The 14,183-nt window shown below is 37.0% G+C and carries 12 protein-coding genes and 1 pseudogene; 4 read left to right on the forward strand and 9 right to left on the reverse strand.

Annotated elements, in window-relative coordinates; translation table 11 throughout:
• Positions 1-109 precede the first annotated feature (109 nt).
• Positions 110-1,444: an FAD-dependent oxidoreductase gene (locus C568_RS0107185; RefSeq protein WP_018781106.1), complete on the reverse strand. Its 1,335-nt coding sequence runs from the start codon at positions 1,442-1,444 to the stop codon at positions 110-112.
• Between the two features lie 636 nt (positions 1,445-2,080).
• On the opposite strand from C568_RS0107185, the gene C568_RS0107190 reads away from it, so the two are divergent.
• Positions 2,081-2,512 carry a hypothetical protein gene (locus tag C568_RS0107190; RefSeq protein ID WP_018781107.1) on the forward strand — a complete coding sequence of 144 codons (432 nt, stop codon included), beginning with the start codon at positions 2,081-2,083 and terminating at the stop codon, positions 2,510-2,512.
• Positions 2,513-2,838: 326 nt separating this feature from the next.
• On the opposite strand, the gene C568_RS0107195 is transcribed toward C568_RS0107190, so the two are convergent.
• Both C568_RS0107195 and C568_RS0107200 read right to left on the reverse strand, forming a co-directional pair.
• Positions 2,839-4,098: a TcaA 3rd/4th domain-containing protein gene (locus C568_RS0107195; protein ID WP_018781108.1), complete on the reverse strand. Its 1,260-nt coding sequence runs from the start codon at positions 4,096-4,098 to the stop codon at positions 2,839-2,841.
• Positions 4,099-4,117: 19 nt separating this feature from the next.
• The gene (locus C568_RS0107200) at positions 4,118-4,918 is read right to left on the reverse strand and encodes a zinc ribbon domain-containing protein (RefSeq protein ID WP_003206219.1); all 801 of its coding nucleotides are present in this window, start codon (positions 4,916-4,918) and stop codon (positions 4,118-4,120) included.
• A gap of 173 nt (positions 4,919-5,091) precedes the next feature.
• On the opposite strand from C568_RS0107200, the gene C568_RS0107205 reads away from it, so the two are divergent.
• Entirely contained in the window at positions 5,092-5,934 is an 843-nt protein-coding gene (locus C568_RS0107205; protein ID WP_081623622.1) for a hypothetical protein, read from the forward strand.
• A gap of 175 nt (positions 5,935-6,109) precedes the next feature.
• On the opposite strand, the pseudogene C568_RS36385 reads toward C568_RS0107205, so the two are convergent.
• From C568_RS36385 to C568_RS0107220, 3 genes and pseudogenes are all read right to left on the reverse strand, one after another.
• Positions 6,110-7,979, reverse strand: a pseudogene (locus C568_RS36385) (GMC family oxidoreductase).
• Between the two features lie 504 nt (positions 7,980-8,483).
• Entirely contained in the window at positions 8,484-9,167 is a 684-nt protein-coding gene (locus C568_RS0107215) for a DUF2278 family protein (RefSeq protein ID WP_018781110.1), read from the reverse strand.
• Between the two features lie 100 nt (positions 9,168-9,267).
• A complete protein-coding gene (locus C568_RS0107220; RefSeq protein WP_018781111.1) occupies positions 9,268-10,764 on the reverse strand; it encodes an L-lactate permease in 1,497 nt (498 codons plus the stop codon).
• A 161-nt stretch (positions 10,765-10,925) separates the two neighbouring features.
• Between C568_RS0107220 and C568_RS35225 the strand changes: the two genes are divergently transcribed.
• Both C568_RS35225 and C568_RS35230 read left to right on the forward strand, forming a co-directional pair.
• Positions 10,926-11,114 (forward strand): DUF4240 domain-containing protein, encoded by a 189-nt coding sequence (locus C568_RS35225; RefSeq protein WP_331271558.1) that lies wholly within the window; start codon positions 10,926-10,928, stop codon positions 11,112-11,114.
• Entirely contained in the window at positions 11,038-11,253 is a 216-nt protein-coding gene (locus C568_RS35230; protein WP_029427008.1) for a hypothetical protein, read from the forward strand. The genes C568_RS35225 and C568_RS35230 overlap by 77 nt, the downstream gene beginning before the upstream one ends.
• Before the next feature lie 171 nt (positions 11,254-11,424).
• Here C568_RS35230 and scfB read toward each other — a convergent pair whose 3' ends face one another.
• The 3 genes from scfB to trpA form a co-directional block, all read right to left on the reverse strand.
• Complete coding sequence (gene scfB, locus C568_RS0107230) at positions 11,425-12,834, reverse strand: thioether cross-link-forming SCIFF peptide maturase (RefSeq protein WP_018781113.1); 1,410 nt, start codon at positions 12,832-12,834, stop codon at positions 11,425-11,427.
• 127 nt (positions 12,835-12,961) lie between these two features.
• Positions 12,962-13,111 carry a six-cysteine ranthipeptide SCIFF gene (gene scfA / locus C568_RS30505; protein ID WP_016113838.1) on the reverse strand — a complete coding sequence of 50 codons (150 nt, stop codon included), beginning with the start codon at positions 13,109-13,111 and terminating at the stop codon, positions 12,962-12,964.
• Between the two features lie 308 nt (positions 13,112-13,419).
• Positions 13,420-14,181 (reverse strand): tryptophan synthase subunit alpha, encoded by a 762-nt coding sequence (gene trpA, locus C568_RS0107240; protein WP_018781114.1) that lies wholly within the window; start codon positions 14,179-14,181, stop codon positions 13,420-13,422.
• Between the last annotated feature and the right edge of the window lie 2 nt (positions 14,182-14,183).

The raw sequence follows: 14,183 nt of genomic DNA on the forward strand, positions 1-14,183 counted from the left end.
AAAATATAATAGATACGTACTACATTTTTCAAGGACAAATATGATTTTATATATATTTTTTATAATTCGGTGTTTTCGAAATAAAAAAATAGCACTTCTATAAGAAGTACTATTCCGCTCGCCGCGCTGCTTGTTGAACTGGATCCCAAACACTGTTATATGGCGGTGCATAACTTAAATCGACATCTTCTAAATCATGAATGCTCATTTTATGAAAGAGCGCCATTGCAATAACATCGATTCGTTTATCCACGCCTTCTTCTCCGATCACTTGTCCGCCTAATAGTTGTTTTGTATCAGAACGATACACTAATTTCACATAAAGCGGCGTTGCATTTGGATAATAGCCAGCCATACTGGTTGCATCTACTTTCACCGTTTTATATGGTATTTTCAATCCGCTTGCTTCTTTTTCACTTAAACCCGTTCTCGCTAAAGTGAGTCCCATAAATTTAATAATGCTCGTACCGAGAGTGCCTTTAAACACTCTTCGTTTATCAACCATATTCAATCCTGCAAGACGCCCTTGCTTATTTGCAGTTGTACCGATTGGAATATGATCATGCGTTTCTTTTATGATGTGATAATGCGTTGCACAATCTCCTGCTGCATAGATATCTTCCACATTCGTTTGCATATAAGCATTTACTTCTATAGCCCCTTTTTTGTTCGTACGAATCGCTGTTCCGTTAACAAACTCTGTGTTTGGCTGCACGCCAACTGATACTAGAATGAGATCCGTTTTATACGTTCCTTTATCTGTTTCAACAAATTCAACTTTCTCTTTCCCCTTAAATGCTTTTACATTTTCATTTGTTAAAATTTCAATATTATATTTTGCTGCTTCTTCATGTATATATGCTGCCATATCGGCATCATAAATTGTGCCAATATGTTCATTTCGCTCAATCATTCGCACCTTTTTCCCAAGCTCTCCAAATGTTTCAGCCATTTCAAGACCAATTGCCCCGCCGCCAATAATGGTTACTTGCTCAACATTCTGTTCCTGTAAGGTCTCCAATATTCTATGGGCATCCGGAATTGTTTTTAAAAGATGAACACCTTGCAGGTTGTTTCCTTCCCAGTCCGGCATAACAGGTCTAACTCCTGTCGCAATTAGCAAGCGATCATATTTATATTGAAATGCCTCGTTTTCACTTGTATGTATACCATGCACAATTTTGTTTTCAGTATCAATTTTCGTTACTTCATGGTGTGTTTTCGCATCAATTCCATACTTATCACGAAATGTGCTAATGTCTCGTGCAATTAATTTTTCAGTAGCAGCAATCACACCGCTAATAACGTACGGAAGTCCACACTGCGCATATGAATATATTTCACCTTTTTCTAACGTTACAACTTTTGCTTCTTTATCATTTCTAACAATTTGCATAGCCGCACTCATGCCAGCTGCATCTCCGCCAATGATTACATAGTTCACAAAATCACTCCTTTGTACAGTCTCTATCGTTTACATTCTCCAGATTCACTGTAAATAAATCCTTTTTTCTATAAGTAGCTTATACAAAGTATATGTTTTCTCCCTTTTGTTTATAAATGAAACCACTTCGTCCAAATATAATAACGCATACCTTTGTATATACATTTTGATTTTCCAACATATAAGTCGCGGCTATACATACAAAAAGAGCCTTGCACTCATTTTCTCCCTTTATTTTCACTTGGCATGGGGCTCAAAAAGGCTCTGACCGCTTCTTTGCTTGGCCGGATCCTCTCTCACACCTAAAAAGAATGATTTTCTGTCAGTTTTTCAATTTGTATTCATATATTTTTGATTTCCAACATATAAATCGCGGCTATACATACAAAAAGAGCCTTGCACTCATTTTCTCCCTTTATTTTCACTTGGCATGGGGCTCAAAAAGGCTCTGACCGCTTCTTTGCTTGGCCGGATCCTCTCTCACACCTAAAAAAGAATGGTTTTCTATCAGTTTTTCAATTTATATTCATATATTTTTAAACATCCTTTGAACACTATAGGTAAAGCGTCGTGTCCCATAAACCTAATTATTAATATGCTATAACAATCGCAATGGAAAGTAGGTGAAAAGAATCAATGTGCAGTAATTTTCTTATCTCTACTCCTGCTGAACCCAAAGTTGTCCAACCACTGGAACAAGAATTCAGTATTAGTGCAACACTTTACGGTGCACAGGCTTGGTCGGCTGATAGCGATACCTTTTTTCAAGAAATTTGGAAATCCACCCTGTTTGCATCCACCTCTCAGCCTGACGATGCTGTCTATCCACTTGGTATTCTAAAGATTATCAACCTCTCTTACGACACAATAACAGTTGTAACATCAAAAAAATTAAACAGTAGACTGGAGATTACAGTTCCACCGAATTCGGAAGCCATACTTTCTTCCAGTTCTTTAGCCGATGTCCAGGCTAGTACAACTGGCAGAGCAAGCAGAGTCAATTTTCTCTTTCATATCTTTTTTTCTCGCGAACCAGCTAGAACTTCCCTCATGCCATTACAGAAATAACAAAGAGGTAATCTTGCCTTTAAATTCTTCTATATTTTTCAACCGGAATAATGTAATCATTACCATGACACATAAAAGGATTTGTTACATGAAATACAAACACATAAAGTGAAACTTTAATCAGTGGGGGGTTTCTTCCCCCACTGATTATTAGCCCTCATCAATCGGGCTTTTACGGGCAGTTGGCCCCCCACCTATCTTCCTCGTTTCTCTCTAAATCTTGAGGTGGTGGTCTTACTGCCCGTTAATGCGGGATAAATAAAAAAAGTACATCACCATTATCGCTGATGTACCTTTCATTTCTACAACATAAAAAGTGATAATGCCTACTCCTTTGTCTTCATAAGCTCAATATTATACGTCTCCACATCATTCAACTCTCCTGTATAATACGGATTTTCACGATACCACGACTGCTTTAAAAAGTATGATTGCATATCTTTCGTTTGAAAAACATGCCCATGCCGAGCATATATTTCATTTCTCGCGATCCGCAATTGTTCTTTTGTTAAAATGTTTAGCTCTGCGCTTGTTAACTTACGAATATGACTATCAGGAAAGAAAAATCCGTTATATACATATTTTGTTGTCACAGTTGATGGAGAAGAAGATGTTTCTTGTTTTTCAGGCTTCTTCTGAAACGAAAGTGTATAATATTGACTTGTTGATATATTTTCCACCTTTGTTTGTTCTTTTCCATTTGCACCTTCTTTTTCTAAATAAATAGAGACGCTTCCATCTGTAGCTACTGGTCCCCACTTAAACTCTTCCCCCACCAATGTCGTAATCGGTTTCTGGTTCGCATATAATGTTGCTCCCACTACATTTGTTTGAATGGTAATGTAGTGACCTTTTAACGATAAGTCAACTGTTACATTATTTTGATTTTGTTTCATAAGTACAACCTTTTCTTCACGCGTTAGCTTCACATAATCATTTTTAAACTCTGATTGAAACGTTTGAATACCTGGGAAAAATGGTCCATATTGCTTTTCAAACATTTTATCAGTTGTCTTATCTAACTCTTTTCCATTTATTTTTAACAACGCATCTTTTTCATTCGTAAGGAGCGTTGCATAATAGGTTTTTGCTTTCAATTTATATCGATCAAATAGAAAGAGGTATTTTCCATCCTTCGTTAATACAAAATCGACTTTTTCTACATCATTTTGCTTCTTCTTTTGCTGTTGTATAGAAGCTTTTAAATCATTAACATAGGACGGATATTCTTTTATATACGAAAACAACGGTCTTACACTCTCTTTATCTACTACAAATTGTGGGTCATCTGTTGTAACAATATCAATGAATTTTTCCGTATCTCTGTCTTGTAAAATCGTAACCATTCTATCAATTTGTGCTTCTGCAGAATAATACTTTGTTCCATACAGGTATGCTCCGCCAAAACCGACAATAAAAAGAATCACAAGCCCAATCCATATTTTCTTCCCCTTGCTCATTTTCTTTCGTATCTGTGGTTCCTTTTCGTTCCCTACTCGCTGGTGCTCATCTCTTCTAGCCCCACACTTTTGACAAAATTGCACGCCATCCATTACCTGTGAACCGCATTTTGCACAAACGTTCATCCATTCATCCACCTTTTCATTAGAAGTTTGTTAAACCTCCAGTTAAGGTATCAAGTATTGTTTTTATATAGGACCAAAGCACAATCCAGCTCGCAATTGAAATCAAAATATTTGCGATAATAAGTGTATACACTGGATCTAATCCACCTCTGTCTAACTTTAATATGGAAACAATTGTGCAAATCGTCATCCCTGTTACAGCGAATCCTAAAAATAGTGGAGATAGGAAGCCTAACAAAAAGCTAAATAACAATGCAAGAATAAGTATAGCGACAACCGGTGTTGAAATTGTTCCCCATACCCCTAATGCTTCTAAAAAAGAAAAAGATGATTTCATGAGCCTTCCACTTACAAAAATTATACCCCCAACAAATAGAAATAAAATTAATAAAAATAAAAAGACCTTAGCTGATTCCCCAAAAAAAGAAGGCTGTTCTTCAGGTACAAATCCAGCCCTACTTATAATTCCAGTTGCAATTGATGCCGTTGCACTCATCAGCCGGTAAAACATACAAGCAAAAAAGAAACAAATAAGAACAAGACTTGTAATCCCATTCCTTACCTCAATATGTCCACTTTTCATAATTGCTGTTGGAGCTTTTAATGCATTCTTAAAAAACTGAAAGTAATCACTTGCAAATTGCTTTGCTTGCTCTACCGTTTCATTCGAACGGTTTTCCTGTACAGGTGCTGGTTGGGACAACTGCTGTTCTCCCTGTTCTGCATGATGCTCTACAGCTTGCTCCATAAGTGAATGTCCACAATTACCACAGAATTTCGCTTCACTTGCATGCTCAGTTTTACACTCTGGACACATCATCCTACCATCTCCCTTGCATGTATCTTCTAAGCTGCTACAAATTCAATATATGTATAAGGACAGAAAACATGCCTACAAGAAAAAGCTATATATGCTATACATTTCCACTCTATCTATTCTAGTAATCTATTCACAAAGTGGTATGATAAACAGTAGTAAAATACATAGATTGGATGAAGAATATGGAACTAGCATACTCAATTTTTCATATATTCCTTACAAGCTTAATACAATTATTTTCATTACTTGGTGTTATCATTTTAGTTGGTTTTCTATTAGGATATTTAGAATCTCTTACACGAACGTATTGGACGAGGGCTTTTGGTAGAAAAGGCTTCCTTTTATCAGCTTGGATTGGTGTTCCTATTCATGAATTAGGACATGCGATTATGTGTGTCGTATTTAGGCATCAAATTGTGGCAATGCAGCTCTTTCCAACCAATACAAATAACGGTTATTTAGGTTATGTCAGGCATCAATATAATCAAAGAAGTATATATCAACGAATAGGAAATTTCTTCATCGGAATTGCTCCTATTTTCTCGGGAATGGCCGCCTTAATCCTTCTTATGTATTATTTCGTACCACAATCTTATTCGGTCTTTATACATGCTCTTGAAACAAATACTCAAACCGCTTCTATCAATATCGATATGTTACAAAATATTTTATTATCAGCCATTCTCTTATTAAAAAGTCTCTTTACAGTTAACAACTTATTTAATCCTTTGTTTTGGCTTTTTCTTTTTATCGCGATTTGTATCTCTGCACATATTGCCTTGAGCAAGCCGGATATAGAAGGTTCATTAGACGGTGTAATTACTATATGTATCGTTCTTTTCCTCTTCAATGCAATAGCAGGTCTATTTCATTATGATAGTAATCAACTAATAGGAAATGTAGTGAAATATAATATGTATGTACTTGCTTTCTCTAGTATCGCCATACTATTTTCATGTATCGCTGTATGTATCAGCTTTATTTTCTACAAAATTAAAACAGCTAGCTCATTTTGATTTATGACATGTTGCACATTATAGAAAAAAGTACATCACTCCTATATTTTGTGATGTACTTTTTTATTTGATAAGACCTCTAAATGACCTCATGTACGACAACAAATATTTCTAACCTATTTTCTCATTGAGGTTTGATAGTCTCTTAGCGTATAAAAACGTTAAAATATGAGTGCTATCCTTTATAATCCTCAAATTCTTTATCATCTAATACGTAAGGATGAGGGTCCTCCCGAATAAATCGTACCGCATTTAAACCAATCATCTGAGCAGGGATGGAAGTGTTACCATCTGGTAAAATTGGTGAAATGGAAAGATCAGCAACTTTAAGATTTTGGGTGCCAAAAACATTGAGGAATCCATCCACTACCCCTTCTTGAATCGTCCGCCCCATTTTACATTGCCCTCCAAAATGAAAGAAGTTCGAATAAGACGCATGGACATAATTCTCAAGTTGCTTTCGTTTGTCTGATTCAGGTAAATTAAAAATATATTCCGGAGGATAGACAACCTCATGTATGCCACTATTTGGTGTTACTTGAGCCTGCTTAACAATATTGTAAGTGTTTATATATTGATCCACCAAATATTCTATATCATCACGATTTTGCAACGGATTGAAGATAACTGATGGAGGAGCTTCAGGATCGCTATGTGCTGCCATAATCGTACCCCTGCTTTTCGGGTTAAGATCTAAAATACCGAAACTCATGATATTGGTACCACTGGAGATATCAAAATTCTAACCATTTCTGAGCACATCTTGAATAGGGAGAAATAAAGCTACGGGCGCTCCAAACATTTGGAGACGACGACCTTCAAGGCTCTCTGGATTTTCTGCTTTAAAAGCACCTAGGGCAATTGGCTGATCAGGATCAGCCAATTGCCCTAGGTGCTAGTTGGGATGTGTCTACCCTAACTCCCAATCCAACATAAGCTTGAGTTTGAAGATTGTAACCTACATTTTGACTCTCTATCAATGTTGGTATACCTGCTTTAGCCAAATCGTCCGATTTACCGATTCCTGAGCGTTGTAGAATGACTGAGGAAAAAAATCCTGCAGAGACGATAATGCCTTTTCTTGCAAACCTTCTATGTGAAACACCGTCCTTGACAAATTCAACACCAACCGCAATGTTCAGTCCATCTTTTTTCTTAAATAAGATTTTGTTAACGGTTGTTTTAGCTAAAATAACCAACTTTCTTCCACCAACTCCAAACTCATCTGGATGGAACTGGTCTCCTTGACTGACTGTATGGTCATTTAAATATCCTGTTGCTGTTGATGAACGGACAAATTGACCATCTTTTTCCTGTTGGGTATATTGCGATTTGTAAAATGTACAATCTCTTACACCTGTATTATAGTCCTCAACAATATCGATACCCAAAACCTGTGCCGTTGCGTTAGTCAACGTTTCAATCAGCCCATGAGGAGGAATAAGTTGTTGTCTAACAAAAATAGGACCTTCAGATCCCCTCTCGTTAGAGCTTTGTGTCGCTCCTGTATAGGTTTCATTTTGTATAAATAAAGAACGAATCTTGTTGTAACTCCATTGGTCACCAACGATCTCTGCCCACTTGTCATAAAGTTCTTTACTCCCGCGCACTGCATACATGTCATTAATTTCTGAACTTCCCCCAATTACCCGACCATTTTGTGAAAGAAGTGGACGTCTAATGCTTTGCTCTATATTAGAAGTAATATTAAATGTAAATTTATTATCACTGGCTAAATTAATTGCTTTTTCAATGGAACCACTGCTTAGCTCATTCGTCATATTCGTTCCTGCTTCAAGCACTAGTACAGAAGTACTATTGTCATCCGTTAATTCTTTGGCGATTACCCCTCCGGCAGTTCCAGCACCAATCACGACATAATCAGATATGTTAGGATTTGTTGGTTTTATAGGTTCTGAAATCGGAACAGGAAATACACAAGGATTGAAGAAACTACTATTTTTTGATGGCATAGATATGATCGGTTGTGACATCGAAACAGGAAATGCGCAAGGATTGAAGAAGTTTCTATTTTTTGATGACATGAATAATCAAGCTCCTTTATTGTATTTAATACATTAAATGTAAAACGAGCTAGTTTTCTTGTGCCATTGTCTTTACTTGTCCCCAAAAAAGCATAAATGTATGCCCTATTCATGTGAAGTTAACATAGCACATCATTATACGTAATAAGCAAAGAGGGTTACTCCTTTATTCATCAAGGAGTAACCCTTTTTCTCTTTTGAAAGCTTTATGCAAGCATGTATACATACTTATTTTATTAAGTATGCTTTCTCAGAATTGTCCTTAATTCCCATATAAAAATAACATATCCGCTATTTAGTCTAATATTTTAATACAACCTATTATCTATTCGTAACATATAATAGTGAATCTAAATTTTTATTTTATGAGATATGGTGAAAATAGACGGCAAAATATGATTGTATCAATAAAGTTCAGTCTAATACACTTTATAACTGAAACATCATAAGCTTTATTTGCCACAAAATTAAAACAGCTAGTTCGAGATGAACTAGCTGTTTTAATTAATTTTTGCTCTTATAGTTGCAATGCTCCACCGGAATCCGCGCATGTCCCTCTTCGTCTGTACACCAAGACTGCGACTGAAATGCGAGGAAAATGCCAACCCATTGCTGCTTTTTCTCAAAATGGATGAATAGGCCACCATCTTGCCATGTGCCATCATCCCCTTGCCACTTTTCCACATTTCCTTGATTCATATGAATATCATGTATCCCATTACCAGGTTTAAAATGAAAATATCGATCAGGTGTATCATTTTCTGGACCCCATCGTTCTCCAAATGCATAAATAATTGCCTTTTCCTCTATCGCTCGTTTCATATAATGTTCTATTTTTTCATTTAAATCATTGTCAGCTCCCGATTTTTCTGGCGGCAAAGGAATCATCTGTTTTGATTCAAATAAATTTCCCTGCACATAATCTAAAGCCACCTTTGGTTCATTATTTTTCACTTCTGTAAAACCAAAAGGTAATGTCGGTAAAATCGTAATAGCTTCTGATTTAATATTTTCACTTGCAAAATATAATACTTCTGATGGATAGCTCTGCGATTTCACATTAATTGCAATCCGGTAATCTACTCCCGATTCATCTTGCAAATGAACTTGATAATGAGGTGTTTTCCCTTTTCCAATCATAGATTGTAGTGCGGTACCTTTTAAAACGCCATAGTTTTTTAAGGGCATGGGATCATCTCCTCTTCATGTAATGGAAACACTTGTTCTTTTATAAATTATCCACTAACAAACAAAAATCCTCCTAAAGTAGCGGATTTCATCAAATATTTCATCGCAATACATACCAACCTGCAACTTCCACCACCACAATTAACACCGCTCCAAAAATCACAAGCGTTGTCTTCTTTAGTAGTTCATTCTCACGAAATGGAATATTACATAAATAGGCCCCAAGCGTAATCCGTGACGGGCAAGCAATTGTCGCTACGGATGATGCTGTATTTTGCAAAGTCGTAACATATTGCCACGGAAGTCCTACATTCTGCGCCGTTTGCATTTGTAGTTTAATAAACATCGCATTTGATCCTGCGTTACTTCCCGTTAAAAAACCACCAATTGCACCGATGAACGGGGCAACGAAGACAAATAATGTTCCAAATGTACTTCCTGCTGCTTCTGCTAATAATGTATGCATACCCGCGGCACCCATCAATTCTGAAATCGCAATGAACATTGTCGTTGTAATCGCAAACGGTATCCATTGTTTAATCGTTTGCGATAAAGACTGTTTTATAATAGAAGAAGGAATACGGAAAAAAACGATGGTAAATAAACATGTAACCCCAAGCCAAAATCCCGGTGAATATAATAACGCTAGTTTGTAAGAATACGATGGTAAATCAAGAATCGCGTAAGATTGTAGCATATTATGTAACGACGGAATGAGACGAGAAAGTAAAATACAAACTGTTAAAAATAAATAAGGGCTTATAATTTTCACGATAGAAACTTCTCGCTGCGTCGTGGCAGCATGCTCCGATAAAAACCCCTTTCCTTGCCTCGCTGTCATCTTAATGATAAGAAAGCCAAATGTAATCGTTACGATGGAACTTAAAATCCCGGCTAGTTCAACGCTTACGTATGCATTAGACAGATAGATTGATATAGAAAATAAGAGAAAAAAACCGAACCCTTCCTTCCATTTTTCCTTCACCGCTTGCCAACCACCAACTACATACAAAGAAAGTAAGACAAAGTATGCAAAAAAAGGAATACTGAGTAATGCTGTACTAGATCCTAAGTTTACTAATGGCATATTGATAAGCTGCGATCCAATAATTGTCCCTGTTGCCATCGCTCCCCAGGAACTCGCCAATAAACCGATAAACGATAACAAGACTGCTTGGAACGGTTTATAACCAAGCGAAAGAAAAATAGGAGCTGCCACCATAAAACCAATTCCAAATCCGCTCACTGATTCGATAAGTGGACAAATTCCAAAGCACATTAAGAGCATTTGTAATAATCGATCATGTGTAACTTGTTCGATAAAACGTGCAACTTGATCGATATACCCCATTTTGTTCATGAGGTGAAATAAAAGAATACCAAAAAACAGAACATACCCTACAATAAAACAAATTAACCCGCCCTTAATTGTCGCATGCATGACCTCTCCCATTTGCAGTCGAAACATTGGCGTTAGTAAAACGATTCCAGTACATACAACATAAGAAATCAGCGAGGCTTTCAGCGATGTTTGTTTAAAAATAAATAAACAAATGAAAATCATCATAATTGGAATAAGGGCTAACCATACAGCCATACCATCATCTCGTTTCTTATAAGATACAATTGTAACTATTATACAACAGATGCCAGAATATTCAATTCGTTTTATAACAGTTTTTCACTATTCTTTATCAAGTGAATGATCGAAAAAATGATACACTACAAGAAAATTACGTTTTAAAAGGAGCGATAACGATGAACAAAGAACAATTTTGGCAGCTGATTTCAGAAATGAATCAAAAAGAGGAAACGAGCGAATGGCTGGTGGAACACTTAACTTCTCAGCCCACGGGCGAAATTGCAGATTATGAAATCCATTTCCAAACTGCTCTTAAAAGAAACGGGAGATACAGAATGGGACGACGATATTTGGGATACATTTGATTCCTTATTAGATGAAAATGGACATGATTCATCTATGCCTGAAATTGAGTTCGATTGGGAAGAAGACGATGAAGAAGGATTAGCAAAACGTTTTCCAAAACTTTGGGAACGTTTTGGTGAAAATCCTTTATTTTATTAACTGAATAAATTCAAAATACTTGTATATGAAATGGTGTAATTTACATAATGAATTCCATTTTATAAAGTGAAACTTTAATCAGTGGTTTTTTTTGTCTAAACGAAAAAGAAGATTTTCAAAGAGGCTGAGCATAAATCAAATTTTGACTTATCTCTCAGCCTTATAATATCTTTATGCCTGTGCCACGGCTTGTTTGCTTTTTTTCATAGTTCCCATGGATTCGGCTACTTTAACCATCATGGAACATTCTACTCTCTTACGGAAGATGTCACAGCTGAAATCGTAGATTCCATTGATGGAGCCGGTTGCGTGCAGCGCGTTAGCAGGGCAACCGCCACTGCAGTAAAGTTTTGCCCAGCAGTCCTGACATTCTGGCTTCGAATAGCAGTTGCTCTCTTTAAATTGACATTGCATCTCTTGTTTTGTAATCCCATCCCAGATGTTTCCCATACTGTATTCTTTATCCCCGATGAACTGGTGGCAAGGAAAAATCTCGCCCCATGGTGTGACAGCGAAATATTCGGTTCCTGAGCCGCAGCCAGAAATTCTCTTTTGGATGCAAGGGCCTTCTGAGAGGTCAAGCATGTAATGGTAGAAAGTGAATCCATTACCTTCCTCCTCACGCTTTAGCATTTCCTTGGCGAGAATTTCGTACTGGTTATAAATATCTGGAAGGTCCTTTTCGGTGAGTGCATATGGTTCCCGTGGATTACAGATGACCGGTTCCATCGAGAGCTTGTCAAAACCAAGATCTGCGATATGAAAAATGTCATTGGTGAAGTCAACGTTGTTATGAGTATAGGTTCCACGCACATAGTATTCTTTATCTCCACGGCTTTTGACGAATTCTTGGAACTTCGGAACGATATAATCATAGCTCCCCTTTCCAGTTACCGTTTTACGAAGGTGATCGTGGACTTCTTTTCTTCCATCAAGACTCAATACGACATTGTACATTTCTTTATTCAAAAAATCAGTGATTTCATCGTTTAGTAACATGCCATTTGTAGTAAAGGTGAAGCGAAACGTTTTTTTGTACTCTTTTTCTTTACTTCTTGCGTAAGCGACAATCTGTTTTACAACTTTCCAGGCCATGAGCGGCTCTCCCCCGAAGAAATCGATGTCGAGGTTTCGGTGATGACCGGAGTTTTCCAATAGGTAATCGATAGCTCTTTTGCCAACCTCATAACTCATAATCGCTCTGCTTCCATTGTATTTTCCTTGGCTGGCGAAGCAGTATTCGCATGATAAGTTACATGTATGTGCAACATTGAGGCAGAGGGCCTTTACATAAGTTTGGCGGTTTCTTAAATCAATTGAGAGACTCTTATATTCATCCTCAGTAAAGAGTTCCCCATCATTTTTTAGCTCTTCGATATCTGCAATGGTTTCTCGAATGTCCTTCTCAGAGATATCGGAATCATGTACGTATTTTTCTAGCATCATTGTTATGATTTCTTCTGCAGCAGTAGTCTCATAAAGCGTGATGATTTCATAAGCGAGGTCGTCAACAACATGTACTGATCCACTGTAGGTATCGAGTACGATGTTGTATCCGTTTAATTTATATTGATGAATCATATTTAATAATCAAACTCCTTTTATCTATAAAGTAAAACTTCCGTTAATGGGGCTTTTACTTCTTGTTCATGCGGGATAAAAATGGCCGCCCATCTGGGAAGCAGTTGGGCGGTACGTTTCTCATTTTCTATCTGTTCATTATGTTTTCACATTTTTGATTTGCAACTCCGCAAGATGTCTTGCAAGCTGATTGGCAAGATGTTTGACATGCACCACAACCACCATGTTTTACTGTATCTGTCAGTTTACGAGTACTTAGTGTTACGATTCTTTTCATGACGTATAACTCCTTTTAAAAATATTTTTAAGAAACAAACTCAACTTTTGTGAATGTTTTCACATTTAAAACTACAATTTGTGAAATACTTCACATTAATTCCAGTAATAATTTTAACAACACCTTTGGTTTACGTCAATCATTCTTGATATTTTCATGTCAGTTGGGGAATCAACTGACCGTAAAAGCCAATTCGCTCAACTAATAATTAGTGGGAGATGAAGAATCCCCCACTAATGTGCAAGGTCTTAATGGCTTGAAACTTGCTCATATAATATAGAGGCCCCTTAACAGGTAGCCTCTTCTTCTTATTTCACTGCAGCAATCAGTTCACAAATTTCCCCTTCTTTTTCTGTTTCTAAAAGCTCAATCACCTTACTTCCCACAACCACTCCATCACATAACGTAATCATTTCCTCAATTTGCTCAGTCGTTGAGATTCCAAATCCAGCAACTACTGGAAGATGTACATGTGCTTTTACTTTTTCTAAGTAGCTATGAATTTCTTGCTTAAAGTCACGTCTAACCCCAGTGACCCCCGCTACCGTTACCGCATAAACAAACCCTTGTGACTCCCTCGTAATCTTTTCAATTCGTTCGATTGGACTCGTTACTGTTACAAGCGGAATAAGTGCGATATGCGCATCACGAAGGTGCGGTGCGATAATATCTTGTTCTTCATATGGCAAGTCTGGAACAATAATTCCATCTACACCAGCTTCTAGACAACTTCCGATAAAACGTTCTTTACCAAATGCTAAAATAGGATTCAAGTATGTCATAAGTACGAATGGAATATTTACTTCTTGTCTGACTTCCGCTAGTGCCTGAAAGATTCCTCCGAGCGTTGTTCCACTATCTAATGCTCGTTTTCCTGCCCTTTGAATTGTTGGTCCATCTGCAACTGGATCAGAAAATGGGATCCCAATTTCAACGATGCTCGCCCCTGCTTCATCTAGAAAACGAATTTGCTCCTTTAACTTCTCTAGACCTCCATCTCCTCCCATTACATAAGGAATAAATGCTTTTTTTCCATTTTGAAACGCTGCTGTAATTCTTTCTACTCCCATCG

Origin of the sequence: Bacillus sp. 95MFCvi2.1, from assembly GCF_000374965.1 — a bacterium.
In the GTDB taxonomy this organism is placed as follows: Bacteria; Bacillota; Bacilli; order Bacillales; family Bacillaceae_G; genus Bacillus_A; species Bacillus_A pseudomycoides.

What these genes read in the sequence shown, in the direction of transcription:
- C568_RS0107205 (WP_081623622.1), top strand. Translation starts at nt 5,092, where the DNA reads ATGAAGAATATGGAACTAGCATACTCAATTTTTCATATATTCCTTACA.
- scfB (WP_018781113.1), bottom strand. Translation starts at nt 12,834, where the DNA reads ATGATTCATCAATATAAATTAAACGGATACAACATCGTACTCGATACC.
- C568_RS0107190 (WP_018781107.1), top strand. Translation starts at nt 2,081, where the DNA reads ATGTGCAGTAATTTTCTTATCTCTACTCCTGCTGAACCCAAAGTTGTC.
- scfA (WP_016113838.1), bottom strand. Translation starts at nt 13,111, where the DNA reads ATGAAAAGAATCGTAACACTAAGTACTCGTAAACTGACAGATACAGTA.
- C568_RS35225 (WP_331271558.1), top strand. Translation starts at nt 10,926, where the DNA reads ATGAACAAAGAACAATTTTGGCAGCTGATTTCAGAAATGAATCAAAAA.
- C568_RS0107200 (WP_003206219.1), bottom strand. Translation starts at nt 4,918, where the DNA reads ATGATGTGTCCAGAGTGTAAAACTGAGCATGCAAGTGAAGCGAAATTC.
- C568_RS35230 (WP_029427008.1), top strand. Translation starts at nt 11,038, where the DNA reads ATGAAATCCATTTCCAAACTGCTCTTAAAAGAAACGGGAGATACAGAA.
- C568_RS0107215 (WP_018781110.1), bottom strand. Translation starts at nt 9,167, where the DNA reads ATGCCCTTAAAAAACTATGGCGTTTTAAAAGGTACCGCACTACAATCT.
- C568_RS0107195 (WP_018781108.1), bottom strand. Translation starts at nt 4,098, where the DNA reads ATGAACGTTTGTGCAAAATGCGGTTCACAGGTAATGGATGGCGTGCAA.
- trpA (WP_018781114.1), bottom strand. Translation starts at nt 14,181, where the DNA reads ATGGGAGTAGAAAGAATTACAGCAGCGTTTCAAAATGGAAAAAAAGCA.
- C568_RS0107220 (WP_018781111.1), bottom strand. Translation starts at nt 10,764, where the DNA reads ATGGCTGTATGGTTAGCCCTTATTCCAATTATGATGATTTTCATTTGT.